Raw genomic sequence first — 24,790 nt, forward strand, 5'->3', positions numbered from 1 at the left:
GGTACTGCGGGTTATCGGCAACGGCCGGCACTTATACTCCAGCCAGGAGGTGCTCATGCACAGCGGTGGTCTGGAACTGGCTCTGGTATTCCTGTTGGCCGCCGTGATCGCGGTGCCGATATTCCGTCGCTTCGGCCTGGGCGCGGTGCTGGGATACCTGACTGCCGGCGTCGTGCTCGGTCCTTACGGCCTGCGGGTCGTCACCGAGGCCGAGCGCGTGCTTACCGCCGCCGAAATCGGCGTGGTGATGCTGCTGTTCGTGATCGGCCTGGAGTTGTCGGCAGCGCGACTGCGGGTGATGCGCAAGCCGGTCTTCGTCGTCGGTGGCCTGCAGGTGCTGCTGTGCGGACTGGCCCTGGGCGGCCTGGCGATGGTCGCGGGGTTGAGCTGGCAGGCGGCGCTGCTGGTCGGCCTCGGCCTGACGCTGTCGTCGACCGCGGTCGGGCTGCAGCTGCTGTCCGAGCGCAAGGAACTGACTACCGACCACGGCCGCGTGGCGTTCGGCGTGTTGCTGTTCCAGGATCTTGCCGCGATCCCGTTGCTGGCGGCGATCCCGTTGCTGGGTCGCGCCGGTGCCGCCGAGTTCGGCTGGGACGATGTGCTCAAGGCCGTTGGCGCTGTGGTGGCATTGGTGATCGGCGGCCGCGTGGTGCTGCGACACGTCTTCCGCGTGGTCGCGCGCGCGCAGATGCCCGAGGTGTTCACCGGCGCGGCATTGCTGACGGTGCTCGGCAGCGCCTGGATCATGCAGGTCGCCGGCTTGTCGGCCGGCCTGGGTGCATTCATCGCCGGCGTGCTGCTGGCCGATTCGGAATTCCGCCACGAGCTCGAAGCGCAGATCGATCCGTTCAAGGGTTTGCTGCTGGGCCTGTTCTTCATTGCCGTGGGCATGAGCATCGACCTGCAGCGGGTGTTGTCCGAGCCGTGGCTGATCACCGGGCTGGTGGTGGTGTTGATGGTGGTGAAGTTCGCCATCCTCTACCTGATCGGGCGACGCCCGGGCGGGCTCGACCCACGTGGCGCGCTGCAGTTGGGCGGCGTGCTGGCGCTGGGCGGCGAGTTCGCCTTCGTGCTGTTCAACGAAGGCGTGAAGTCGGGCCTGATCGACGACCCGATGCGCGACCGCCTCGCCGCCGCGGTCGGTGTGTCGATGGCGTTGACGCCGCTGCTGCTGATCGCGATCTCGCGACTGCTCGCGTCCAACCCGATTCGGCGCAAGGAACGCAAGTTCGACTCGATGCCCGAGGACGGCGCACCGCAGGTGCTGATCGCCGGCTTCGGGCGCTTCGGGCAGATCGTCGCGCGCCTTCTGGTCGCGCAGAAGATTCCGTTCATCGGCATCGAGCACAGCGCCGATCAGGTCGACTTCGTGCGCCGCTTCGGCAACCCGGTGTACTACGGTGATCCGGCCAAGGCCGAGTTGTTGCGGTCGGCCGGCGCGGCCCACGTGAAGGTGTTCGTGGTCGCCATCGACGGCGTGGAGGAGAACCTGCACACGGTGCGCACGATCCGCCGCCTGTATCCGGAGGCGACGGTGTTCGCCCGCGCGCGCGATCGTCGCCACGCCTGGGAACTGATGGACCTGGGTGCGCGGGCGCTGCGCGAGACGTTCTACAGCAGCCTGCGCATGGGCGAGAAGGTGCTGGTCGAGCTGGGCCTGTCCGAGGACATGGCACGCGACCACGCCGAACGCTTCCGCGAGCACGACCAGCGCCTGCTGCGCGCGCAGTACCTGATCCGCGACGACGAGGACGCGCTGCTGCAGTCGACGCAGGATGCACGCCGCGAGCTGGAGGAACTGTTCAACGCCGACTTCGGCGAAGGCGTGCTCGGCGAGATCGCCGATGCGACACGCAACGAAGAGAACGTGCTGGACGAGGAGTAGTTGTCGTCATCCCGGCGTTCGCCGGGATGACGTCTAGCGCGGCTCGCGCAGGAACCGCGCCATCGACACGTTCTGGCCCGATGCCGGCGGTGCGAACTCCGCCGCGATGTCGATGAAGCCGCGCATCACCGCGATCTCGCGCGGCGTGCGGTTGAGCGCATCGCGCAGGTCCGGGTCGGCACCGGCACGCATCAGGAACTGGACCACGCGCAACAGGCCGTGCAACGCCGCCAGGTGCAGCGGGCCGAAGCCGCGCGGATCCTTGGCATCGAGCGCAGCCTCGTGGTCGACCAGCAACTGCATGCCGGCGATCAGCACATCCTCGTCGGCACCGGTGCCGGGCTCGGCGCGCGCGCCCAGCAGCAGCAGCAACGGGGTCGCGCCGGCCGCGGGTTGGTCGGCATCGACGCCGGCCAGCAGCAGCGTGTCGAACAACGCCACCAGGCGCGAACGCTCGCGCGCGTTGAAGCCGTACATCGCCGCGCAATGCAGCGCCTGTCGGCCCTGCGCGTCGCAGGCCTGGACATCGGCACCGGCAGCCAGCAGGCGCGCGGCCAGGTCGGTCAGGCCCAGTGCGCAGGCGACCATCAGCACGGTCAGTTCGCCCGGCAGGCGCTGTTCAAGCGGGGCGCCGGCGGCGATCAGCCGATCGACGATCTCGGCGTGGCGCATGCTCACTGCCGCCGACAGCGGCGTCGCGCCGGAGTTGGCGGTGGCCTTCGGGTCGGCGTTACGGGCGAGCAGGAGATCGACTACTGCGCGATGGCCGCCACCGGCGGCGCGCAGCAGCGCGGTGCAGCCCTGCGCGTCGACGGCATCGACCGGCAGGCCGAGATCGAGCAGGCGGCGCACGGCGTCGGCATCGCCCATGATCGCGGCCGCCGGCACGTCCTGCGCCTGCAGCGGGCGCCTGGGCAACGGCCAGCCGCGCCAGTCGAGCCAGTCGGCGAGGTCGCGACGGCCCGAGGCCAGCGCCACGCCGAGCGGGGTTTGACCGTCGGCGGCCAGCAAATCGGGGGCAGCACCCTGCGCCACCAGGCGCTTGAGCATCTCGTCGCGACCCAGCGCGGCGGCCAAGTGCAAGGCGCTCATGCCATGGCTGTCGCGGGCGTTGAGGTCGACGCCGATCGCGAGCAGGCGCTCGACGACGCGCGTCCAGTCCAGTCGCACCGCCAGCGCCAGGGCCGGGTCACCGGCCGGCGAACGCGCGAACGGGTCGGCGCCGCGTTCGATCAGTTCCAGCGCGACCGCTTCCAGGTTCGTATCGTCGCCGTCGTCGCCGTGGCAGGCGGCGAGGAATCGCGCCAGTCCGCCGGCACCGGCCGGCGAAACGCCACGGCGCAGCAGCGCCAGCAGCGACGGCACGGCCGGGCCACCGCGCGCGATCAATGCGTGCACCGGCGTGTCACCGGCGCTGTTGCGTGCTTCCGGATCGGCACCCTGCGCCAGCAGCCAATGCACGCGCTGGGCTGATGCCGCCGACTCGTCGTCATGCAGCAATGCACCGCGTTCGCTGGCGCTGAGCAGTTGCGCCAGGCCGCCGAGCTCCTCGGCACGGCCATCGCGCAGGCCATCGCGCAACAACACGGTCGGAGCACGGTCGGGCAACGGCGCATCGTCATCGCCGTCCTCGCTGAGGGCGGACGGCAGCGGGTAGGCGCGGTCGAGTGCGGCTACCAGCGACCAGCGCCCGGCCTCGGCGGCGCGATCGATGGCGCGCTTGCCGTCGGCATCGCGCTGTTCGGCGTCCACGCCCAGGTCCAGCAATCGCTGCACCAGCGCCGGCGCCGGCGAGTCGGCCATGCACGCCAGCACCAGCGCGTTGCGGCCGCGGCTGTCGATGGCGGCTGCGGCATCGGCGCCACCGCGCGGCAGCTGCGCGAGCAGTCGTTCGAGCATGTCGAGGTGGCCGCCGCGAGCGGCCTCGAGGAACGGGCTGCGGCCTTCCAGGTCGCGTGCGTCGGCATCGGCACCGGCGGTGAGCAGCGCCGCAGCGATGTCGAGATGGCCGGCGAGCGCGGCCTCGTGCAGGGCGCTGCGACCGCGACGGTCGCGCGCATCCACGCGAGCCTTGTGCTTGAGCAGCAGGCCGACACCGGCGACGTCGTCTTCGTCTGCGCCGGCTGCGGCGAGCAGCACCGGCTGGCCGCCGGCCGGTTCCGGGCGCGCACCGCGCTCGAGCAGGAACTTGGCCAGGCGCCAGTTGCCACTGGCACAGGCGACGCCGAGCGGAGACAGCCCGTCGTGGTTGAGCGGATCGAGTTCGGCCGCGGCATCGCGCAGCAACGCGGCCACGCCCGGGTCGGAGCTGCGTGCGGCGTGGTGCAGCGGCGTATTGCCCTCGGCATCTGTCCGGCGCGGATCGGCGCCGTTGGCGAGCAGGGTCATGACCGCATCGGGTCGGCCATGCCAGCTGTCGCGGGTGGCGGCGAGCAGCGGGTTCATGCCGGCATGCGTGGCGTTGAGGTCGATGCCGTGGGCGATCAGCGTGCGCAGCAGGCGCAGGTCCGGCAGCACCGCGGCCAGCACGGCCAGGCTGCGCTGGTCGCGCTCGTCGGTCGGCGGCGGCGCCGAAACATCGGCGCCCAGTTCGATCAGCTCCAGAGCGCGTTCGACGCGACCGCTGCGGGCCGCGGCGTACAGGGCCGGGGCGAGCGGTTCGCCGTCGACGAGGGCGACCGGCTCGTCCTCTTCCTCGTCGTCATCGTCATAGGCAAAGCCGGGCAGCGGCTCGGCCGGGGCGACTTGTTGCAGCAGCAGGTGCAGGGCCGGCGTGGCCAGCGCGAACAGCACGGCGACCGTCCAGCGTGCGCCGCCGCCGAGCACACCCGGCCAGGCCAGCAACAGCACGGTCGCGGCCAGCGCCAGCACGATCGCGGCGACGCCCAGCCCGCGCCAGGCACTCAGTTCCAGCTCGCCCAGGGCCTGCCAGTGTTCGCGCAGCGGCCCGCCCTCGCGTTCGGCGCCCAGCCACAGCGGCCACAGCCGCCACAGGCCGAGCAGGGCAACGCCAGTCACGGCGCTCAGTCCAAGTGCGGACGCCAGTGAGCCGGTCTGCAGCAGCGAGGACAGCGGCCAGGCCACGACCGCGGCCAGCACTACAGTGGCAGCGGCCCACAGCAGCGCCAGCACTCCGGCTTCGCGCAGTGCTTCATCGCGGCTCGGCAGGGCGCCGTCGCGCCAACCGCGCACGGCCAATGCCGCCAGCGGTTGGGCGAGCACGCCGGCAATCGCAGCGACGATGCCGCCCATGCCGGTCAGCAGGCACAGCGCGGCCGCGCCGGCGAGGAGGCCGCCCAGGCGCATGGTCCGGGTCGAAGGCGGTGTTTTCTGCGGCATCGGCTCAGGCATCGGTGCCCCAGTCCTCCGTCATCGGATCATCCAGGGTCGTCGGGAACTGCAGGTGGAATCCACGCGCCGCCAGGTTTTCACGCACCACGGCCGCGTCGCCGCGGGCGAGCTTGCGCTCCGGCGTCAGCGCCACTTCGAGGACGAACTGCAGGGTGCCCAACTGCGTGCGCAGGTGTTCGGGCAGGCGCGCGAACTCGTCGCGCTTGGCGAGGTACACGTAGGTGTCGGCCTTGCGGAGGCTCTTGTAGACGTAGGCTTGCATCTGTCCGGACGAAAGCAGCGGCAAAAACGGCCGCAACGTGATGTTGGACACAGCATACCTGTCGTTGTGGCGCGCGGGCACAACGGGAGGTTCAGGTTTTTCGGCTTTTTTCGGCCGTGCCTGCAAAGGCGGTGGACGTCCCTGGTGGACGTCCTAGTGGTAACCGGCGTCGGCGGCGACCTTGCCCCTGAACACGCTGTAGGACCAGTAGGTGTAGCCCAGGATCGCCGGCAGCAGCACGATCAGGCCAACCAGCACGAAGCCCTGCGACGACGGTGGCGAGGCCGCGTCCCAGATGGACAGGGCCGGCGGCACGATATTGGGCCAGATGCCCAGCACCAGCCCGGCGAAGCCCAGTGCGAAGAAGCACAGGGTCAGCAGGAACGGGGTTGCATCACGGCCCTCACGCATTACCGCGCGCCACAGGGCGAAGGCATTGGCCAGGGCCAGCAGCGGCACCGGCGCCAGCCACCAGAAGTTCGGGCCGTCGAACCAGCGCGCCATGATCCGTGAGTCGAGGAACGGCAGCCACGCGCTGACCAGCCCCATGAAGGCGACCACCACCAGCACCAGCGGCCGGGTCAGGCTGCGCGCGACCAGCTGCATGCGGCCCTCGGTCTTGAGGATCAGCCAGGTCGAGCCCAGCAGCGCATAGCCGAACACCACCGCCACGCCGGTCAGCATCGAGAACGGGCTGAACCAGCCGAAGGCGCCGCCCAGGTACTTGCCGCCCTGCAGCGGCATGCCCTCGACCAGCGCGCCAAGGATCACGCCCTGGGCGAACGCGGCGAACATGGATCCCAGCGAGAACGCCGCGCCCCACGCCGGCTTGCTGCGCTGGGCCTTGAAGCGGAACTCGAAGGCGACACCACGAAACACCAGCGCGATCAGCATCAGCAGCACCGGCAGGTACAGCGCCGACAGCACCACGGCGTAGGCCTTGGGGAATGCCGCCATCAGGCCGGCACCGCCGAGCACCAGCCAGGTTTCGTTGCCGTCCCAGATGGGGGCAGCGGTGTTCATCATGTGGTCGAGCTGATGCTCGTCTTCGGCGAACGGCGCGAGGATGCCCAGGCCGAGCACGAAACCGTCGAGCACGACGTACATCAGCACGCCAAAACCGATCACGCCGAACCACACCACCGGAAGCACGGTCGCCAGGTCCATTACGCGCCCTCCTCGAGCTTGTCGCCGGACGCCGACAGCGGCCGCGCCGGCGTCTTGTCGCCACCTTCGGTGTGCTGTGGGGGTTCGTGCGGCAGCGGGCCCTTGAGCACCTGCTTGCGCAGGTACCAGATGCCGGCGCCGAAGACGATGGCGTACACCAGCGCATAGACGATCAGCGACGTCATCACGCTCGCCGCGGCGAGGATCGGGCTGACCGCATCGGCCGTGCGCAGCAGGCCGTAGACGACATACGGCTGGCGACCGATCTCGACCACGTACCAGCCGGCGAGGATGCAGACGAAGCCGGAGAGCATCAGCGCCTTCCAGCCCAGCAGCACGATGCGCGAGGCGTACAGGCGGCCGCGCCACAGCAGCCACAGCGACACCATCGCCAGCAGCAGCATCAGCGTGCCCAGGCCGACCATCACCCGGAACGCATAGAACACCGGCTTCACCGGCGGCCGCTCGCTGGCCGGCACCGACTTCAGCGGCGCGATTTCACCGTCGAGCGTGTGCGTGAGGATCACGCTGCCCAGTTTCGGGATCGCGACCTCGTAGTCGTTGCGCTCGGCCTTCTCGTTGGGCACCGCGAACAGCACCAGTGGCACGCCCTCGCCCTTGGGGTAGTGATCCCAGTGGCCCTCCATTGCCGCGACCTTGATGGGTTGGTGCTCGAGCGCGACCAGACCGTGCTGGTCACCGACGATCACCTGCGCAGGCACCGTGATCGCGGCAAAGATCACCGCCGCCTTCAGCATGCGCTTGCCGGCTTCAATGTGGACGCCACGCAGCAGGTAGGACGCGCCGACGCCACCGATCACGAAACACGTGGTGATGAACGCCGCCAGCACCATGTGCGCCAGGCGCAACGGGAAGGAGGGATTGAAGACGATCTGCATCCAGCTGACCGGTTCGAACACGCCATCGACGATGCGATAGCCGGTCGGCGTCTGCATCCAGCTGTTGGCCGAGATGATCCAGAACGTGGAAATCAGCGTGCCCAGCGCGACCATGCAGGTCGCCAGGAAATGCATTCGCTCGTTGACGCGGCCCCAGCCGAACAGCATCACGCCGAGGAACGTCGCTTCCAGGAAGAACGCGGTCAGCACTTCGTAACTGAGCAGCGGACCGAGGATGTTGCCGGCCTGTTCGCTGAGCGTGGCCCAGTTGGTGCCGAACTGGAAACTCATGACGATGCCGGACACCACGCCCATGCCGAACGACAGGGCGAAAATCTTGGTCCAGAAGAAGTACAGGTCGCGCCACAGGGTGTCGCGGGTGCGCAGCCAGCGCCATTCGGCGAAGGCCAGCCAGCTCGCCAGACCGATGGTGAAGGCCGGGAACAGGATGTGGAACGAGATGACAAAGCCGAACTGGATGCGCGACAAAAGCAGTGCGTCCACGGCGTAACTCCATGACTTCCTGCACATGATTGTGCGCCGCGTCAAAGGAGCTGTCACGCTCGTCCAGGTCACTTCACTGTTTCCCATGACGCATGACCCGATCCGGCAAACCCGCGGACTGATACGCTTCGGCAGTTTTTTGCCCACTTGCCAACGCCTGGTCCCGACCCGATGCGCCTTTCGCCGCTTGCCACCGCCCTGACCCTGTCGACGCTGCTGCTGTCCAGCGCCCATGCCCAGACGCCCATCACCCTTGCCCAGACCATGGCCGATCCGGACTGGATCGGGCCGCCGGTCGAACAGGCCTGGTGGGCCTGGGACGGCCAGCGCGTGCAGTACCAGCTGCGCCGCGAAGGCGCGACGATCCGCGACACCTGGCAACAGGGCATCGCTGGCGGCAGTGCCGCGCGCCTGGACGGCGCCGCCCGCGCCGACCTCGACGCCGCCCAGCCGGTGCTCGATGCCCAGCGCACGCGCATGGCGTTCGTGCGCAACGGCGACGTGTTCGTGCGCGACCTGCGCAACGGTGCGCTGACCCAGGTCACGCGCAGCAACGAAGACGAAGCCACGCCGCAGTGGAGCAACGAAGGCAACCTGGTCTTCCGCAGCGGCAACGACTGGTACCAGTGGCGTGCCGGCCAGGTCACTTCGCAGGCGGCGATCGTCAAGGCCGAGAAGGACCCGGCGGCCGCACCGAAGGCTGACGACCTGCGCACGCGCCAGCTCGACATGATCAGCACGCTCAAGAACGATCGCGCGCAGAAGGACGCCGCACGCGCGCAGAGCGAGCAGTGGCGCCAGGCCGATCCGACCCGCGCCGCCGCACCGACCTACCTGGGCGACGACGTCAAGATCGTCGACAGCGCGCTGTCCCCGGATGCGAAGTGGCTGCTGGTGGTGACCTCGGCCAAGGATGCCGACGAGGGCAAGGCCGGCAAGATGCCCAAGTACGTGACCGAATCGGGTTACGAGGAATTCGAGGACGTGCGCGTGCGCGTCGGCCGCAACGCGCCCGTGGCGCACAAGCTGTGGCTGGTCGACGTCAACGGCGCCAAGGCGACCGAACTGAAGTTCGATGCCCTGCCCGGCATCAAGGACGATCCGCTCGCGGCCATGCGCAAGGCGGCCAAGAAGGATTCGCTGAAGGGCGACCGCGCCGTGCGCATCGAGACCGACGGCGATGGCACCGGACCGGCGATCCACTGGAGCAATGACGGCCGCCAGGCCGCGGTGCTGATCCGTGCGATCGACAACAAGGACCGCTGGATTGCCACGATCGCGCCGGGCCCGGAAGCGAAGCTCGCCGTGCGTGATCGCCTGACCGATCCGGCCTGGATCAATTGGGGCTTCAACGACTTCGGCTGGACCGCCGACGGTTCGCTGTGGTTCCTGTCGGAGCGCACTGGTTACTCGCACCTGTACGTCAACGACGGCGGCGGCAAGTCGCGCGCGCTGACCTCGGGCAAGTGGGAAGTGTCGGCACCGCAGCTGTCCAACGACGGCCGCAGCTTCTACTTCGTCTGCAACCGCAAGTGGCCGGGCGATTACGAAGTCTGCGCAGTCGACCGCAACGGCGGCGACGTGCGCGAAGTGACCTCGCTCGACGGCGTCGAGGATTTCTCGCTGTCGCCCGACGGCTCCAAGGTGCTGGTGCGTCATTCCGACAGCTACACGCCGCCGCAGCTGGCAGTGGTCAACACCGGTGGTGACGGCCTGGTGCAGCTGACCGACACGCGCAAGCCGGAGTTCAAGGCACGCGAGTGGATCAAGCCCGAGTACGTGCAGGTGCCGAGCAAGCACGGTGCCGGCGTGGTCTGGGGCAAGTACTACGGCCCGAAGAATCCGGACCCGTCGCGCAAGTATCCGATCGTGATGTTCGTACACGGCGCCGGTTACCTGCAGAACGTCTCCGACCGCTACCCGAACTACTTCCGCGAGCAGATGTTCCACAACCTGCTGGTGCAGCAGGGCTACATCGTGCTGGACCTGGATTACCGCGCCAGCGAGGGCTACGGCCGCGACTGGCGTACGGCCATCTATCGCCAGATGGGCCATCCGGAACTCGAGGATTACCTGGACGGCCTGGACTGGCTGGTCGCCAACAAGGGCGGCGACAAGGACCACGCCGGCATCTACGGCGGCAGCTACGGCGGCTTTATGACGTTCATGGCGCTGTTCCGCTCGCCGGGCACGTTCAAGGCCGGCGCCGCGCTGCGCCCGGTGGCCGACTGGTCGCAGTACAACCACGAGTACACCAGCAACATCCTCAACACGCCCGAGCTCGACCCGCAGGCGTACAAGGTGTCGTCACCGATCGAGTTCGCCGACGGTCTGCAGGACAACCTGCTGATCGCCCACGGCATGATCGACGACAACGTGTTCTTCAAGGACTCGGTGATGCTCAGCCAGAAGCTGATCGAGCTGCGCAAGGACAAGTGGGAGATCGCGCCGTACCCGCTGGAGCGCCACAGCTTCACCCATCCGGACAGCTGGTATGACGAGTACCGCCGGATTTACGAGCTGTTTGAGCGGACGTTGAAGTAATCCGCTGAGCAAAATACCCCTCTCCCGTCCGCGGGAGAGGGGTAGCTCATTTCGATGCGGAAGTTGTCACAGGCGGCTTCACTTCCTTCCAGCTGCTGTCCGGATCGAACTTCGTCATCGCCTTGGCCAGCTTCTCGCTGTCGGGTCCGAGGTCCTTCTCGAACACCTCGCCCTCGTGGCTGATCATGAAGCTCATCACGCCGGTGTCGCCGTACTTCGACGGCCAGCCGATCAGCGCGAAGCCGCGGCTCATGTTGTTTCCCAGCAGGTAGTTGTAGGCGCCACCCGGTGCCGACGGGCCCTGCGCGGTCAGGATCTTGAAGTGGTAGCCGTGCCAGTCGCTGCCCGGCTCGGCGTCGGCGAACAGCGGCCCGAGCGGACTGATCTGGCCGCTGTCGTCGTCGGCCCAGTACAGGCCATCGTGCTTGCCATCGGTGCTGAGCACCTTCTGCGCGTACTCGAGCACGCCGTCGCCGTCGCGATCGAGCTCTGCGTATTCGGTCTGCGCATCGTGATAGGCCAGCTCCGATTCGATCGTGTCGTCTTCGTTGCGGCCGATGCGGCGCGCGCGGATCTCCTCGGTGGCCGCATGCGTGTCGAAGGCCCAGCCGGCCTTGCCCTTGGCCAGCGGGATCGGCAGCGTCCACGCATCCTTGCCGACGGCAAGATGGGCGGTACCGTCCTTTGCGGTCTGGATGCTGTGCTTTTCGCGATAGCCCTTGAGGAAGGCCTCGACGTCGGCGCGCTCGATGCCTTCGATCGGAATGTAGTCGCGCCAGTCCTTGCCCAGCAGCGCTTCGAGCTTCTGCGCGTCGGCGCGCTGGGTGCCCAGCGCGGCGACGAACGCCTCGGCGGCCGCATCGGGGGTCGGGAACGCTTGCTGGGCCGAGGCAGGCAAGGCCAGCATCGCCAATATCGCGACAGGAAGCATGCGCCGCACGCAGTTCGACAGCAGGCAGTTCATGGATGTCTCCCTCTCAGCGACGATGACCGCCGCCACCCTGGCGCTGCGGCGGACGGGATTGACGTTGCACCTGGTGGCCACCACCGCCACCGCCACCGCGTGACTGCTGCGGGCGACGCGCCGAGGCCTGACTGGAGTGGCCGCGATTGGCCTGCTGGCGCGACTGCTGCGGATTGCGCGCGCCGGACATCGCGTTGTTGCGCGGTGCCTGCCGCGACGCCTGCTGCGAGCGCGCCTGCTGCCGTGCCTGGTTGTTGCTCTGCTGCGGACGCTGGCGGTTCTGCGCCTGCCGATTCTGCGCCGTCTGCTGCGCGCGCTGGCGATCGGCCTGGCTGCGATTGCCGGCGCCGCCGCCGGCGGCGGCACGGGCGCGTTCGCGATCGGCGTTCTGCGAGCGGTCGCGCGATGCCAGATCCTTCGCGGCATCGGGCCGATTGCCGCCCAGATCGGTCGGCTTCGAACGATCCCGCGACGCGTGCTGCTGCGCCGCGGACTGTGCACGCTGGCGCTGCGCGTCGCGCGACTGCCCTGCACCCTGGGCACGGTCACGCGCGCCGCCGCCTTCGAGGCGTTCGCGCGCCTGCGGGTTGTTGCGCAGGTCGCGGTTCGCCGCCTGTGCGCGGTCGCGCGCCTCGCGGTTGCTGCCGGCAGGTGAGCCGATTCCGCGATTCTCCATCGAACTGCGCGCACGGTTGCGCGCATCGGCACGGCCCGGGTCGTCGCCACGGAACTGGTTGCGGTTCTGCGCGCCATCGAGCTGGCGGCCGTAGCGCTCGCGGTTGGCGTTGTCGCGATACGGCACGCCATCGCGGTTGAGCGAGTTGTGCTGCCAGTTGCTGTTGTTGATCTGGCGGTTGGTGTTGATGTTGTTGTAGCGGTTGACGTCGATGTCGACGTCGCCGCCACCCCAGCCGCCGCCCCAGTCGCAGTCGCCCCACAAGGCGTTGGTGACGGCGATACCGGTACCGAACGCAAGGCCTGCCATCAGCGCACTGCCGGCGTAATAGCCTGGCGACGGCGGGTAGTACGCCGGCGGATACGACGGGTACGCCCAGCTGCCGTAGACCGTGGTCGGGTTGTACGACGGGACGTAGACGACCTCCGGGTCGCTTGGCTCGATGATGATGGTCTGCTGCGGTTGTGGTTCCTGGATGATCGTGGTGCCACCGCCACCGCCGCCGCCACCGTCCGACGGCGCCGCCGCGGGCGCAGGACCGGTCGGCGCGGCCTGCACGGTGACGTTCTGGTACTGGTTGGACGAGAGATTGCCGGCTGCCTGGGCCTGGCGGCGCAACCGCTGCACGGCATCCATCACTTCGTTGGGCTGGGCGAGGAAGGCATCGCCCAGGCGCTGCACCCAGGCCGGATCCTGGCCGAGGCTGTCCAGGGCCTGCGGGAACGCCACCAGCGCCTGCACGCTCGGGTCCCACGGCTGCGAGGCGACCTGCTTGACCGCGTCGTCGCCCTTGGCATTCGGATTCGCCTTCGACCACGCCGCGGCATCGGCGACGTTGCCCGGATAGGTCGCCGCCATCAGCACCTGGGCCAGCAGCGGATCGGGATAGAGCGCGATCGGCGCGACCATCTGGTCGAGCTCTTCCTTGCTGAACGACGTCGAGGCCGGAGCGGCCGCCGGCGTCGTCGCGGGTGGAGGCGTGGCCGCGGGGGCGGCTGGAGCGGGCGCCGGGGCTGTCGCCGCGGGCGCGGGAGTCTTGTCGCCGGAGCACGCGGCCAGCGACAGCAGGACCATGAGAAGGCCAATTCGACGATGGTTGCGCACGGACTACTCCCAACGCTGTGTCGTTGAAACCCGCGTCCGCCGGACGATGAAACAGCCCGGAGGGCCCCTGGTTCAGGCGGCGGCTATCATGCGCACCACCCCTGCAAGTTTCTTGTGAACATGACCGAGCCCTCCCCCGGATTCGACGACGTCCGCGACTACCTGACCGGACTGCAGGACCGCATCTGCGCGGCGATCGAGGCCGTCGACGGCAGCGCGCGCTTCAGCGAGGACCTCTGGCAGCGTGCCGAGGGCGGTGGCGGCCGCACCCGCATCCTTCGCGACGGCGGCGTGTTCGAACAGGCGGGAATCGGCTTCTCTGACGTATCCGGAACCAGGCTGCCACCGTCGGCCACGGCCGCGCGGCCCGAACTGGCTGGCGCGTCGTGGCGCGCGGTTGGTGTGTCACTGGTGTTCCATCCGCGCAATCCGTACCTGCCGACCACGCATGCCAACGTGCGCCATTTCCGCGCGATACGCGATGGCGAGACCGTGGCGTGGTGGTTCGGTGGCGGCTTCGACCTGACCCCGTTCTACCCGTTCGACGCCGACGTGCTGCACTGGCACCGCACCGCGCGCGACCTGTGCGAGCCGTTCGGTGGCCAGCAGCGCTATGACAAGCACAAGCAGTGGTGCGACGAGTATTTCTTCCTCAAGCACCGCAACGAGACGCGCGGTGTCGGCGGACTGTTCTTCGACGACCTGCATGAAGACGCCGACCATGACTTCGCTTACATGCGCGCAGTCGGCGACGGCTTCCTCGATGCCTACCTGCCGATCGTCGAGCGCCGCAGCCAGACGCCGTTCGGCGATCGCGAGCGCCAGTTCCAGCTGTATCGGCGCGGACGCTACGTCGAGTTCAACCTGGTGTTCGACCGCGGCACGCTGTTCGGCCTGCAATCGGGCGGCCGCACCGAGTCGATCCTGATGAGCCTGCCGCCGCTGGTGCGCTGGGAATACGGGTTCACGCCCGAGGACGGCAGCGCCGAGGCACGCCTGGCCGATTACCTGCGGCCGCGCGACTGGTTGAACGAACTGATCCGCTGAGCACCGCGGTGGCGCGAGGCAGCGTCAATCGTCGCTGCCGCCGCCTTTCTGCTCGTTGGTCATGATGGTGATACGGCCGTCGGTTTCCAGCAGGGCCAACCGCACCCGTTCGATGTCGCTGCATCCTGACTCGCGCATGGCCTTGGCAAGGTCGTCGCGATTGACGAGCTCGCGCTTGAGCACGTCGCGATAGACATGCCCGTTGCGCACCAGCACGACCGGCACGCCTTCCAGGATGCGCTCAGCCGTCTTGCTGCGCGAGGTGATGAAGCCGACGAGCCAGTTGAGGATGATGAGCGTCGCAGCCAGCAGCAGCCCGCCGGTCATCGACGTGTCCTTGCCGAGCAGCGCGTTCTGCACGGCATTGCCGAGCAGCACGATCAACAGCATGTCGAACGCCGTGAGCTGCCCCATCGTGCGCTTGCCCGACATGCGGATCATCGCCAGCAGCACCACGTAGACCACGACCGCACGAAAGACAAACTCCCACCACGGCATCGACATCTCGAACATGGAGTGCTCCGGCGACGGGATCGCGGCGATTGTGCACCACGCCCACCCCCGTCGTCCCGGCGAACGCCGGGACCCACTTTGAGTTAGCGGTGCGTGGGACCTGCAACATCCAGATGGATCCCGGCGTTCGCCGGGATGACGGTGTGTGCAATGTCGCGGCAGCAGCAACCGATCCGAAGTCATCAGCCCCCTTGGTAAGGGGGCGCGGCGGCAGCCGCAGGGGATTGGGAGCACATAGCGGGGCCCGAAGTTTGCTGCGCAAACTTTGGGTTTTTATTGCCCGCGCAAAAAGCGCAGGCAATAAAAAGCCCCGCAGGCAGGGGGGGCCGGCGGGGCTGGTGGAGCGGGACCTGGGGAGGGGTCTTCGCTCCGGGGGATCACTCCAGGGGAGGGAAGAGATCTACGACAGGCGTTGCACCTGTCGCGACCTATATGACCATTCCGTACATGGATGGTTCGTGAAGATTCGGGTTAACAATCCGTTGGATTCAGGACGGATTCATTCTGGGAAAACGATTACCCCGCCGGTTTTCCTGTTCAGCCAGACACTGAATGCGCTGGCATGAAACTCGCCGGAAGCCCGACCCGGCCAAAACAGGGTCGCGGGTCCTCCGTTCGTCGGCTGAGCGGCAGCCGACGACCCTAGTGTGCCTCATCCCAGTTGGCCCCGACGCCGCTGTCGACCACCAGCGGAACCCGCAGCTGGGCCGCGCCGGACATCCTGGCGCCGACCTCGGCCAGCAGCGTGTCGACGAACCCCTCCTCCACCTCGAACACCAGTTCGTCGTGGACCTGCAGGACCATCAGGGCACGGTTGCCCTGCCCGGCCAGCCAGGCGTCGATGGTGATCATCGCCCGCTTGATGATGTCGGCCGCGGTGCCCTGCATCGGGGCGTTGATCGCGGCGCGCTCGGCGCCGGCGCGCAGGCCCTGGTTGCGGGCCTGGATGTTCTCCAGGTACAGGCGGCGACCGAACACGGTCTCGACATACCCCTGCTCGCGCGCCTGCTGGCGGGTGCGCTCCATGAAATCGCGCACGCCCGGGTAGCGGCTGAAGTACAGGGCGATGTAGTCCTGCGCCTCGCCGCGGGCGATGCTCAGCTGGCGCGCCAGGCCGAACGCGCCCATGCCGTACATCAGGCCGAAGTTGATCGCCTTGGCGGCGCGGCGTTCATTGCCGCTGACCTCTTCCATGGACTTGCCGAACACTTCTGCGGCGGTGGCGCGGTGGATGTCGGCGCCCGATTCGAACGCGCGCAGCAGGCCGGCGTCCTCCGACAGGTGCGCCATGATCCGCAGCTCGATCTGCGAGTAGTCGCAGGCGACGATGCGTCGACCCGGCGGAGCGACGAAGGCCTGGCGGATGCGGCGGCCGTCGTCAGTGCGGATCGGGATGTTCTGCAGGTTCGGGTCGCTCGAGGCGAGCCGACCGGTGGCGGCGCCGGCCTGGTGGTAGCTGGTGTGGACGCGACCGGTGTCGCGGTTGACCATCTCCGGCAGCTTGTCGGTGTAGGTGCTGCGCAGCTTGGCCAGGCCGCGGTACTCGAGGATCACGCGCGGCAGCTCGTGCTGCTCTGCGATCGCCTCCAGCGCTTCCTCGTTGGTCGAGGGCGCGCCCGAGGGCGTCTTCACCAATGCCGGCAGCTTGAGTTCGTCGAACAGCAGCTGGCCCAGCTGCTTGGGCGAATCCAGGTTGAAGGTGCGGCCGGCCATCTCAGTCGCCTTCTGCTGCGCGGCCAGCATGCGTCGGCCGAGGTCGGCCGACTGCCGGCGCAGCTCGTCGCCGTCGATCATCACGCCGTTGGCCTCGATCCGTGCCAGCACCGGCACCAGCGGCATCTCGATCTCGCGGTAGACGCGCTCCAGTCCCGGCTCGGCCAACAGCCTCGGCGAAAGCGCCCGATGCAGGCGCAGGGTCACGTCGGCGTCCTCGGCGGCGTAACGCGTGGCATCGTCGATGGCGACCTGCGAGAACGAGATCGCCTTGGCACCCTTGCCCGCGACCTGCTCGTACTTGATGGTGTCGTAGCCCAGGTAACGCTTGGCCAGCGAATCCATGTCGTGGCGGCTGGCGGTGGCGTTGTAGACGAAGCTTTCGAGCATGGTGTCGTCGGCGTAGCCGGCGATCTCCATGCCATTGCGGCGCAGGACGTGCAGGTCGTACTTGCCGTGCTGGCCGAGTTTCTTCTTGCCCGGATCGGCGAACAACGGCGCCAGCGCGGCCAGGGTTTCAGTGCGATCGAGTTGCGCGGGCACGCCCGGATAGTCGTGGCCGAGCGGCAGGTAGGCGGCGCGACCCGGTTCGACAGCGAAGCTCAGTCCGACCAGGCGTGCCTGCATCGGGTCGAGCGAATCGGTTTCGGTATCGAAGGCGAACTCGTCGGCTTCGCGCAGGCGCGTGATCCAGGCGTCGAGCTGGTCCAGGGTCAGCACGGTTTCGTATTCGCCCGGCGCCGACAGTTCCGGATGCGGTGGTTCCGCCGGCGCCGATGCCGCGCGCGCATAGCCTGCGGCGGTGTTGCGCACGCCGGCGCCACGCGCGTCGCCGCTGTCGCTGCTGCCAGCGCCGCCCTCGAGCTCCTTCAGCGCCTGCTTGAAGCCATAGCGCGCGTACATCACCCGCAGGTCGTCGGCATGCGGCTCGCGCAGCGCCAGTTCGGTCGGCGCGCGCTCGAGTTCCAGGTCGGTGCGGATCGTGGTCAGGGTGCGATTGAGCGGCAGGCGCGGCAAGGCCGCGCGCAGGTTCTCGCCGATCTTGCCCTTGATCTGGTCGGCGTTGGCGATGACCGCATCGAGCGTGCCGTACTCGCCCAGCCACTTGGCGGCGGTCTTCGGGCCGCACTTGTCGACGCCGGGGATGTTGTCGACGGCGTCGCCCATCAGCGCCAGCAGGTCGATGATCTGGTCCGGGCGCACGCCGAACTTGTCGATCACGGTTGCTTCCGAATCCAGGCGGCTGCCGCTCATGGTGTTGACCAGGGCAATGCCCGGACGCACCAGCTGGGCGAAGTCCTTGTCGCCGGTGGAGATGGTGACGTCGATGCCCTGCTCGGCCGCGCGCAGCGCCAGCGTGCCGATCACGTCGTCGGCCTCGACGCCGGGAATGCGCAGGATCGTGATGCCCAGTGCCTCGACGATGTCGCACATCGGCTGCACCTGGGCGCGCAGGTCGTCCGGCATCGGCGGACGGTTGGCCTTGTAGTCGGGATAGAGCTCGTCGCGGAAGGTCGGGCCCGGTGCGTCGACCACGAAGGCGACGTAGGTCGGTTGTTCCTTCAGTGTCGCGCGCAGCATGTTGACCACGCCGAACAGTGCGCCGGTGGGCTCACCGGCGTCGTTGGTCAGCGGAGGCAGCGCATGGAACGCGCGATACAGGTAGCTGGAGCCATCGATCAGGACAAGGCGGGGGGCTGGCTGGTTCATGCGGTCGATTCTACGGGGTCGCCTGCATGGCGACAGCCGGGCCGTCCATCACCGCCACTTCAGCGCGAACGCGTATCCTGTCAGCTGCGACCCCCACCGGATTGGAGACCGCCATGCGCAACCACCTGCTCGCCCTCATGCTGCTGCCGCTGACCCTGACGGCTTGCGCAACCATGGGCGCCGGCGACGACCCGACTGCCGGCCTGCAGGGTGCCGAAGTGCGTTCGCGCACGATCGAAGGTGGCGATCTCATCGAGGAGTACCACGTCGCCGGCCAGCTGCGCGTGGTGAAGATCACCCCGGCCCGCGGCCCGGTCTATTACCTGACCGACAGCAACGGCGACGGCATCCTCGACAGCAGCAAGGGCGAAGGCCCGATCTCGCCGGTGCAGTACAAGCTCTTCAGTTGGTAAGCCAAGCACGATGACGACAACGCAAGACCGCGGACACGCTATCCGCACGCTCACTTCCGAATCCGACCTGCGTGCGATCTGGCCGCTGGTCTCGCAATTGCGACCCGAGTTCGACGAAGACCGCTTCGTCGCGCAGATGCTGCGCCAGATCGGCGAAGGCTGCCGCGCGACGGTGCTGTTCGACGAAGGTGGCGAGCCGCGCGCGTTTGCCTGCTGGCGGGTGATGGAAATGCTCGCCGTCGGCAAGCATGTCTATGTCGACGACCTGGTCGTGGATACCACGGTGCGCAGCCGCGGTTACGGCAAGGCCATGCTCGACTGGCTCAAGGCCGAGGCACGGCGCCTGGGCTGCGCGCGGCTGCAGCTGGACTCGGGCACGCATCGCCAGGACGCGCACGCCTTCTACCTGCGCGAAGGCTTGCGCATCGAGGCGTTCCACTTCGGGATTGCGCTGAAGTAGCGCACCAGGCCGTCATCCCGGCGCACGCCGGGATCCAGGCTGCGCACCTGTCCGGAGACGACGTCCATGCACTGCAAGAACCGGATATCCGGGCGGGTGTGCGCCTTCTAGATTCATCCGTGCTCCCTTCGATAGAGGCACGCGATGAACGTTTCCGACATCCACGACACGTGGCGCAGCCTGTGCGGGGCACGCGCATGAGCGCTCTGCTGCAACCGCGCTGGTATTGCGATGGCCTGATCCAGCGCATCGACTGGGTCGACTGGGCGGGCGTCAGCGCGCAACTGGATGCCCAGGGCTGCGCTCGCATACCGGCGCTGCTCGACCCTGGCGAATGCGACGCGATCGCGGGCCTGTACGACCGTCCCGACGGCTTCCGCAGCACGGTGACGATGGCGCGCCATGGTTTCGGCCGCGGCGAGTACCGCTACTTCTCCTATCCGCTGCCGGCCGCGGTCGCGGCATTGCGAAGTGCGGTCTATCCGCATCTGGTCGCCATCGCCAACCGCTGGAACGCGGCCATGGCAAACGACGTGCGTTACCCCGACGAGCACGCCCGGTTCATCGCCCGGTGCCACGAGGCAGGCCAGACCCGGCCCACGCCGCTGCTGCTGCGCTATGACAAGGGCGACTACAACTGCCTCCACCAGGACGTCTACGGCGAACATCTGTTCCCGCTGCAACTGGTGGTACTGCTGTCACGGCCCCAGCACGATTTCGAAGGTGGCGAGCTGGTCCTCACCGAGCAGCGCCCGCGGATGCAGTCGCGCGTCGAAGTGCTGCCGCTGCGGCAGGGCGATGCGGCCGTGTTCGCGGTACGGGAGCGCCCGGTCAAGGGCTCCCGCGGCAGCTACCGCGTGCAGATGCGGCATGGAGTGAGCCGCATCCATGCCGGCCGGAGGCACACCCTGGGGGTGATCTTCCACGACGCCTGCTGACCGGGCCGGCCGACGAACGGTCTTGAATTTATTACTTAGGACTCCTAAGTTATCGGCCATGGATGGCCCCGTGAACCAACTCGACCAGGCCCTTGTCGGCATCGAACGGCTGAGCGCCCTGCTGCGTGCACAGTCGTGGAGTGAAGACGGCACCCCGCCGCTGCACCCGGCGCAGCGCTCGCTGCTGCTCGCCCTGGCCGGCAATGCCATGGGCATGCGCAGCGGAGAACTGGCCACGCGCCTGGGCGTTTCGGCGCCCAGCGTCAGCGAATCGCTGCGCACACTGGAGGCGAAGGGCTGGGTCCAGCGCAAACCCGATCCGGACGACGGCCGCGCCTGGCGCATGTCGCTGACCGCGTCGGGCAACAGGCTGGCCAGACGCCTGCAGGACCCGGCGGCCGGCCTGGGCCCGCTGCTGCGGGCGTTGCCGGAACGTGATCTTGGCCAGTTCCTGCGGGCGATCCAGCTGATGATGCGCGAGGCGCAGCAGCTCGGCATGGCCAGCGGACTGCGTACCTGCCTGGGCTGCGAGTTCTTCCGCCCGTACGCATCGTCCGACCCGAAGCAACCGCATTTCTGCGCCTATGTCGGCGCACCGTTCGGCGACGCGCAGTTGCGCGTGGACTGCGCCGATCAGCAACCCCAATCCGCAGAGGCGCTGGCGCTTGCCGTACAGCGTTTCCGCGATGCCGTGCCTTCCTAGGCCGGTCACATGCAGCAACCCCCTCCCCCCGCGTCACAGCGACAGAAGGAACACAAGTATGAAGCAGAAGGCCGTTTTCTATCACGCCGGTTGCCCGGTCTGCGTCGATGCCGAGCAGCAGCTCGCTTAAGCGCTCGATCCGCAGCGCTATGAAGTCGAGATCGTCCATCTGGGCGAGTCACCGGACCGTGTCGACGAAGCCGGACGGGCCGGCGTGAAATCCGTACCCGCGCTGGTCATCGGCGGCGCGCCGATGCACGTCAACTTCGGCGCGGCCCTCGACGACCTGCGCTGACGACCTGCGCGACTGCCGGCGCGGCATTCCCGCCGCGCCGGCAACCACCGCTCCGACGCTGAATGCGTCGCCAAGAGGCACTGCCATGCTCAGCATTTCCAAGCCCGCGCCGGAATGGCGCGTCGATTCGTGGCTCAACACACCGCAACCGCTATCGCTGCAGTCGCTGCGCGGTCGCGTGATCGTGTTGCTGTCGTTCCAGATGCTATGCCCGGGCTGCGTCGCCCAGGCGCTCCCGCTGGCCGCGCGGGTGCACGCGACCTTTCCGCACGACCAGGTCGCGATGATCGGCCTGCATACGGTCTTCGAACACCATGAGGCGATGACGCCGGTGGCGCTGCGCGCGTTCGCCCACGAGTACCGGCTGCAGTTCCCGATCGGCGTCGATCGCCACGAGGGCACGCAGCCATTGCCGCTGACGATGCAGGCCTACGGCATGCGCGGCACGCCGACCTGGACGCTGATCGACCGCGCTGGCCGTTTGCGCCAGCAGCATTTCGGCGAGTTCGATCCGCTGCGTCTTGGCGCGGAAATTGCCGCGTTGATGCTTGAGCCGGGCACAGCGGCGACGCGCGACGCTGCAGGGACCGAAGCGGTATCGTGCAGCGACGGAACCTGCGCGATTCCTTCCAGCCCGAATCCGGACGGTGCACACGCCCATGCCTGATACGTCGCCACCGCAGATCGACGCCCTTCTGGTGGGCAAGGTACGCCCTTACACGCGTCCGGAAAGCACCAGCGCGATCGACAAGCGGCCGGTCGGCGATCGCGTGCGTATCGAAGCGTTGGGACTGGTCGGCGACGAGCAAGCCGACCCTCGCGTGCATGGCGGCCCCGACAAGGCGGTCCATCACTATCCGTTCGACCACTACGCTCCCTGGCGCGAAGAGCTGGGCGAACTGGTCGCCCCTGGGCGCCTGGATGCGCCGGGCGCGTTCGGCGAAAACCTGAGCAGCCGCGGCCTGACAGAAGTCGATGTCTGCCTCGGCGACCGCTTCCGTATCGGCACGGTTGTGCTGGAGGTCAGCCAGAGCAGGCAGCCGTGCTGGAAGCTCAGCGACCGCCTCGGTGTAGCCGACATGGCCCGACGGGTGCAAGCCAGCGGCCGCACGGGCTGGTACTACCGCGTGCTGCAGCCAGGCGATGTGCGTTTGGGCGACCCGGTGGAACTGGACGCGCGTCCGTTCCCGCAGTGGTCCCTGCGCCGCCTCGCCGCGCTGATCTTCGAGCGGAACCTCGACGCCGACGAATTGCGCGCCGCCCTCGAGTTGCCGCTGGTTCCGTCGTGGCGAAAGCTCATCGACTCGCGCCTGCTGCGTCGTGAAGTGGAGGACTGGGGCAAGCGCATCGACGGCCCCCGCGACTGATCGCGGGAGGGACCGTCAGCCCTTCCCGCAGGCCTCAGCGGCTCACGCCGGCTGCAGGTTCGCGTACGCCAGCACCAGCCACTTGCTGCCGGCATCGTCGAAGTTGACCTGCACGCGCGCGTGCGCGCCGGCGCCTTCGTAATCGGTGACCGTGCCCGTGCCGAAGCTGGGATGGCGCACCATCGCGCCGAGCTTGATCGGCGGCGCCTCGATCGCGGCGTGGCCCATGTCGCGGCGCGGCTGCGAGTTGTACATCGGCCGCGACACCTGCACCTTCGGCCGCACCTCGTGCAGCAGCGCCGGCGGAATTTCGCGCAGGAAGCGCGACGGCACGCCGTACATGTCGGCGCCGTGGATGCGGCGCGTCTCGGCGTAGCTCAGCACCAGCTTCTGGCGCGCGCGGGTGATGCCGACGTAGGCCAGGCGGCGCTCTTCCTCGAGACGTCCTGACTCCTCGGTCGAGCGTCCGCTCGGGAACACGCCCTCTTCCATGCCCGCCAGGAACACCAGCGGGAACTCCAGGCCTTTGGCGCTGTGCAGCGTCATCAGCTGCACGCCTTCCTCGCCGGCCTGGGCCTGGCCTTCGCCGGCCTCGAGCGCGGCGTAGCTGAGGAAGGCGACCAGTTCCGGCATCGCCGCGGCGTCTTCCTCGTCGGTGCGGGAGAAGCGCGAAGCCACCGACACCAGTTCGTCGAGGTTGTCGACGCGCGAGTCGAGCTGGCCGCGCGATTCGTTGAAGTAGTGGTCGCGCAGGCCCGAGCGGATCAGGACGTGGTCGATCTTTTCCGGCAGCGTCATCGGCTGCACTTCGGTGTCGATGTCGTCGATCAGGGCGAGGAAACCGGCAATCGCGTTGCGCGCCCTCGCGGTCAGGCCGTTCTCGCTGACCGTGCGCCGCGCCGCTTCCCACAGTGCGACCGCGTCGGTGCGGGCGCGACGGCGAATCTCGTCGAGCGTGCGCTCGCCGATGCCGCGCGTGGGCGTGTTGACCGCGCGTTCGAAGGCGGCATCGTCCAGGCGCGAGGCGATCAGGCGCAGGTAGGCCAGGGTGTCCTTGATTTCGGCGCGCTCGAAGAAGCGCTGGCCGCCGTAGACGCGGTACGGCACCTGCTCCGAAAGCAATGCTTCTTCGAAGGCGCGCGACTGCGCATTGCTGCGATAGAGCACGGCGACTTCGCCGAAGCTGCCACCGTCGCGCACCCACTGGCGCAGGCGCTCGACCGCGAAGCGCGCCTCGTCCATCTCGTTGTAGGCCGCGTACAGATCGATCGGCTCACCGGTGCCGCTGTCGGTCCACAGGTTCTTGCCGAGGCGGTCGGGGTTGTGGGCGATGACGGCGTTGGCCGCTTCCAGGATGTTGGCGCTGGAGCGGTAGTTCTGCTCCAGGCGGATGGTCTGGGTTCCTGGGAAGTCCTTCAGGAACCGCTGCATGTTCTCGACCTTGGCGCCGCGCCAGCCGTAGATCGACTGGTCGTCGTCGCCGACCACGAACACGTGGCCGCTGTCGCCGGCGAGCACGCGCACGAAGGCGTACTGGATCGCGTTGGTGTCCTGGAACTCGTCGACCAGGATTTCGCGGAAGCGGTGGCGGTAGTGCGCCAGCAGCGCCGGGTTGTCGCGCAGCAGTTCGTGCGCGCGCAGCAGCAGCTCGGCGAAGTCGACCAGGCCGGCACGTTCGCAGCGCTCCTGGTACGCCTCGTAGGACTTGAGCATCACGTCGGCCCACGGATCGTTGCCGGCCGGCTGGATGTTCTGCGGGCGCTTGCCCTCGTCCTTCTGCGCGTTGATCCACCAGGCGATCTGGCGCGGCGGGAAGCGGGCCTCGTCGATCTCCAGGCCCTGCACGACGCGCTTGACCAGGCGCAGCTGGTCGTCCGAGTCGAGCACCTGGAAGCCCTCGGGCAGCTTGGCTTCCTGCCAGTGCAGGCGCAGCAGGCGGTGGGCCAGGCCGTGGAAGGTGCCGATCCACATGCCACGGGCGCCATTGCGCAGCTGCCCGTCGACGCGCGCGCGCATCTCGCCGGCGGCCTTGTTGGTGAACGTCACCGCCAGGATGCCGTGGGTGGGCACGCCGTGGACTTCGTTGAGCCAGGCGATGCGATGAGTGAGCACGCGGGTCTTGCCGGAGCCAGCGCCGGCGAGGACCAGATAGTGACCGGGCGGGGCGCTGACGGCCTCGCGCTGCGCTGGATTCAGCGCGTCGAGCAGGTGGGAGACATCCATCCGGGTATTGTACCGGGGCCGTCACCCCTGCCCCTGAAGGAAGCGACGCGTC

At 68.3% G+C, this 24,790-nt stretch carries 19 protein-coding genes; 9 read left to right on the forward strand and 10 right to left on the reverse strand.

What is annotated here, in order from left to right:
• Positions 1-55: 55 nt before the first annotated feature.
• On the forward strand, positions 56-1,885 hold the full coding sequence (locus tag HIV01_RS12675) for a monovalent cation:proton antiporter-2 (CPA2) family protein (RefSeq protein ID WP_200607632.1): 1,830 nt from the start codon (positions 56-58) through the stop codon (positions 1,883-1,885).
• 33 nt (positions 1,886-1,918) lie between these two features.
• Here the strand turns inward: HIV01_RS12675 and HIV01_RS12680 are convergent, their stop codons facing one another.
• From HIV01_RS12680 to HIV01_RS12695, 4 genes are all read right to left on the reverse strand, one after another.
• Positions 1,919-5,191, reverse strand: coding sequence for an ankyrin repeat domain-containing protein (locus tag HIV01_RS12680; protein ID WP_200608523.1), 3,273 nt, complete (start codon positions 5,189-5,191; stop codon positions 1,919-1,921).
• A gap of 37 nt (positions 5,192-5,228) precedes the next feature.
• Entirely contained in the window at positions 5,229-5,498 is a 270-nt protein-coding gene (locus HIV01_RS12685; RefSeq protein WP_200607633.1) for a YcgL domain-containing protein, read from the reverse strand.
• A 153-nt stretch (positions 5,499-5,651) separates the two neighbouring features.
• Positions 5,652-6,665, reverse strand: coding sequence for a cytochrome d ubiquinol oxidase subunit II (gene cydB, locus HIV01_RS12690; protein WP_200607635.1), 1,014 nt, complete (start codon positions 6,663-6,665; stop codon positions 5,652-5,654).
• Positions 6,665-8,068, reverse strand: a complete 1,404-nt coding sequence (locus tag HIV01_RS12695; RefSeq protein WP_200607637.1) for a cytochrome ubiquinol oxidase subunit I — start codon at positions 8,066-8,068, stop codon at positions 6,665-6,667. The genes cydB and HIV01_RS12695 overlap by 1 nt, the downstream gene beginning before the upstream one ends.
• Positions 8,069-8,239: 171 nt before the next feature.
• Here HIV01_RS12695 and HIV01_RS12700 point away from each other — a divergent pair, with 171 nt between their 5' ends.
• Positions 8,240-10,612 (forward strand): S9 family peptidase, encoded by a 2,373-nt coding sequence (locus HIV01_RS12700; RefSeq protein WP_200607639.1) that lies wholly within the window; start codon positions 8,240-8,242, stop codon positions 10,610-10,612.
• A 46-nt stretch (positions 10,613-10,658) separates the two neighbouring features.
• Here HIV01_RS12700 and HIV01_RS12705 read toward each other — a convergent pair whose 3' ends face one another.
• Both HIV01_RS12705 and HIV01_RS12710 read right to left on the reverse strand, forming a co-directional pair.
• Positions 10,659-11,576 (reverse strand): DUF2950 domain-containing protein, encoded by a 918-nt coding sequence (locus HIV01_RS12705; RefSeq protein ID WP_200607641.1) that lies wholly within the window; start codon positions 11,574-11,576, stop codon positions 10,659-10,661.
• Positions 11,577-11,589: 13 nt separating this feature from the next.
• Positions 11,590-13,356, reverse strand: a complete 1,767-nt coding sequence (locus tag HIV01_RS12710) for a DUF3300 domain-containing protein (RefSeq protein ID WP_207526956.1) — start codon at positions 13,354-13,356, stop codon at positions 11,590-11,592.
• A gap of 120 nt (positions 13,357-13,476) precedes the next feature.
• Here HIV01_RS12710 and hemF point away from each other — a divergent pair, with 120 nt between their 5' ends.
• Positions 13,477-14,403 carry an oxygen-dependent coproporphyrinogen oxidase gene (gene hemF / locus HIV01_RS12715; RefSeq protein ID WP_200607645.1) on the forward strand — a complete coding sequence of 309 codons (927 nt, stop codon included), beginning with the start codon at positions 13,477-13,479 and terminating at the stop codon, positions 14,401-14,403.
• Positions 14,404-14,427: 24 nt separating this feature from the next.
• On the opposite strand, the gene HIV01_RS12720 is transcribed toward hemF, so the two are convergent.
• Positions 14,428-14,916 carry a DUF421 domain-containing protein gene (locus HIV01_RS12720; protein ID WP_200607647.1) on the reverse strand — a complete coding sequence of 163 codons (489 nt, stop codon included), beginning with the start codon at positions 14,914-14,916 and terminating at the stop codon, positions 14,428-14,430.
• Between the two features lie 642 nt (positions 14,917-15,558).
• Positions 15,559-18,339 (reverse strand): DNA polymerase I, encoded by a 2,781-nt coding sequence (polA, locus tag HIV01_RS12725; protein ID WP_200607648.1) that lies wholly within the window; start codon positions 18,337-18,339, stop codon positions 15,559-15,561.
• 113 nt (positions 18,340-18,452) lie between these two features.
• On the opposite strand from polA, the gene HIV01_RS12730 reads away from it, so the two are divergent.
• The 4 genes from HIV01_RS12730 (at position 18,453) to HIV01_RS12745 (ending at position 20,853) form a co-directional block, all read left to right on the forward strand.
• Entirely contained in the window at positions 18,453-18,752 is a 300-nt protein-coding gene (locus HIV01_RS12730) for a DUF2782 domain-containing protein (RefSeq protein WP_200607650.1), read from the forward strand.
• Between the two features lie 10 nt (positions 18,753-18,762).
• Positions 18,763-19,212 carry a GNAT family N-acetyltransferase gene (locus tag HIV01_RS12735; protein WP_200607652.1) on the forward strand — a complete coding sequence of 150 codons (450 nt, stop codon included), beginning with the start codon at positions 18,763-18,765 and terminating at the stop codon, positions 19,210-19,212.
• A 197-nt stretch (positions 19,213-19,409) separates the two neighbouring features.
• Complete coding sequence (locus tag HIV01_RS12740) at positions 19,410-20,150, forward strand: 2OG-Fe(II) oxygenase (RefSeq protein ID WP_200607654.1); 741 nt, start codon at positions 19,410-19,412, stop codon at positions 20,148-20,150.
• 70 nt (positions 20,151-20,220) lie between these two features.
• On the forward strand, positions 20,221-20,853 hold the full coding sequence (locus HIV01_RS12745; protein ID WP_200607656.1) for a MarR family winged helix-turn-helix transcriptional regulator: 633 nt from the start codon (positions 20,221-20,223) through the stop codon (positions 20,851-20,853).
• Positions 20,854-21,031: 178 nt separating this feature from the next.
• On the opposite strand, the gene HIV01_RS12750 is transcribed toward HIV01_RS12745, so the two are convergent.
• The gene (locus tag HIV01_RS12750) at positions 21,032-21,235 is read right to left on the reverse strand and encodes a hypothetical protein (RefSeq protein ID WP_200607658.1); all 204 of its coding nucleotides are present in this window, start codon (positions 21,233-21,235) and stop codon (positions 21,032-21,034) included.
• On the opposite strand from HIV01_RS12750, the gene HIV01_RS12755 reads away from it, so the two are divergent.
• Both HIV01_RS12755 and HIV01_RS12760 read left to right on the forward strand, forming a co-directional pair.
• The gene (locus HIV01_RS12755; protein ID WP_200607660.1) at positions 21,234-21,815 is read left to right on the forward strand and encodes a redoxin domain-containing protein; all 582 of its coding nucleotides are present in this window, start codon (positions 21,234-21,236) and stop codon (positions 21,813-21,815) included. The two genes, HIV01_RS12750 and HIV01_RS12755, sit on opposite strands and share 2 nt — an antisense overlap.
• The gene (locus HIV01_RS12760) at positions 21,808-22,515 is read left to right on the forward strand and encodes an MOSC domain-containing protein (protein ID WP_200607662.1); all 708 of its coding nucleotides are present in this window, start codon (positions 21,808-21,810) and stop codon (positions 22,513-22,515) included. The genes HIV01_RS12755 and HIV01_RS12760 overlap by 8 nt, the downstream gene beginning before the upstream one ends.
• 42 nt (positions 22,516-22,557) lie before the next feature.
• Here HIV01_RS12760 and uvrD read toward each other — a convergent pair whose 3' ends face one another.
• Positions 22,558-24,738: a DNA helicase II gene (gene uvrD, locus HIV01_RS12765; RefSeq protein WP_200607664.1), complete on the reverse strand. Its 2,181-nt coding sequence runs from the start codon at positions 24,736-24,738 to the stop codon at positions 22,558-22,560.
• Positions 24,739-24,790 lie beyond the last annotated feature (52 nt).

The organism is Lysobacter arenosi (assembly GCF_016613475.2).
GTDB lineage: Bacteria > Pseudomonadota > Gammaproteobacteria > Xanthomonadales > Xanthomonadaceae > Lysobacter_J > Lysobacter_J arenosi.

What these genes read in the sequence shown, in the direction of transcription:
- HIV01_RS12685 (WP_200607633.1), bottom strand. Translation starts at nt 5,498, where the DNA reads ATGCAAGCCTACGTCTACAAGAGCCTCCGCAAGGCCGACACCTACGTG.
- HIV01_RS12675 (WP_200607632.1), top strand. Translation starts at nt 56, where the DNA reads ATGCACAGCGGTGGTCTGGAACTGGCTCTGGTATTCCTGTTGGCCGCC.
- HIV01_RS12680 (WP_200608523.1), bottom strand. Translation starts at nt 5,191, where the DNA reads ATGCGCCTGGGCGGCCTCCTCGCCGGCGCGGCCGCGCTGTGCCTGCTG.
- HIV01_RS12705 (WP_200607641.1), bottom strand. Translation starts at nt 11,576, where the DNA reads ATGAACTGCCTGCTGTCGAACTGCGTGCGGCGCATGCTTCCTGTCGCG.
- HIV01_RS12755 (WP_200607660.1), top strand. Translation starts at nt 21,234, where the DNA reads ATGCTCAGCATTTCCAAGCCCGCGCCGGAATGGCGCGTCGATTCGTGG.
- HIV01_RS12735 (WP_200607652.1), top strand. Translation starts at nt 18,763, where the DNA reads ATGACGACAACGCAAGACCGCGGACACGCTATCCGCACGCTCACTTCC.
- polA (WP_200607648.1), bottom strand. Translation starts at nt 18,339, where the DNA reads ATGAACCAGCCAGCCCCCCGCCTTGTCCTGATCGATGGCTCCAGCTAC.
- hemF (WP_200607645.1), top strand. Translation starts at nt 13,477, where the DNA reads ATGACCGAGCCCTCCCCCGGATTCGACGACGTCCGCGACTACCTGACC.
- cydB (WP_200607635.1), bottom strand. Translation starts at nt 6,665, where the DNA reads ATGGACCTGGCGACCGTGCTTCCGGTGGTGTGGTTCGGCGTGATCGGT.
- HIV01_RS12750 (WP_200607658.1), bottom strand. Translation starts at nt 21,235, where the DNA reads ATGGCAGTGCCTCTTGGCGACGCATTCAGCGTCGGAGCGGTGGTTGCC.
- HIV01_RS12720 (WP_200607647.1), bottom strand. Translation starts at nt 14,916, where the DNA reads ATGTTCGAGATGTCGATGCCGTGGTGGGAGTTTGTCTTTCGTGCGGTC.
- HIV01_RS12700 (WP_200607639.1), top strand. Translation starts at nt 8,240, where the DNA reads ATGCGCCTTTCGCCGCTTGCCACCGCCCTGACCCTGTCGACGCTGCTG.
- HIV01_RS12760 (WP_200607662.1), top strand. Translation starts at nt 21,808, where the DNA reads ATGCCTGATACGTCGCCACCGCAGATCGACGCCCTTCTGGTGGGCAAG.
- uvrD (WP_200607664.1), bottom strand. Translation starts at nt 24,738, where the DNA reads ATGGATGTCTCCCACCTGCTCGACGCGCTGAATCCAGCGCAGCGCGAG.
- HIV01_RS12730 (WP_200607650.1), top strand. Translation starts at nt 18,453, where the DNA reads ATGCGCAACCACCTGCTCGCCCTCATGCTGCTGCCGCTGACCCTGACG.
- HIV01_RS12740 (WP_200607654.1), top strand. Translation starts at nt 19,410, where the DNA reads ATGAGCGCTCTGCTGCAACCGCGCTGGTATTGCGATGGCCTGATCCAG.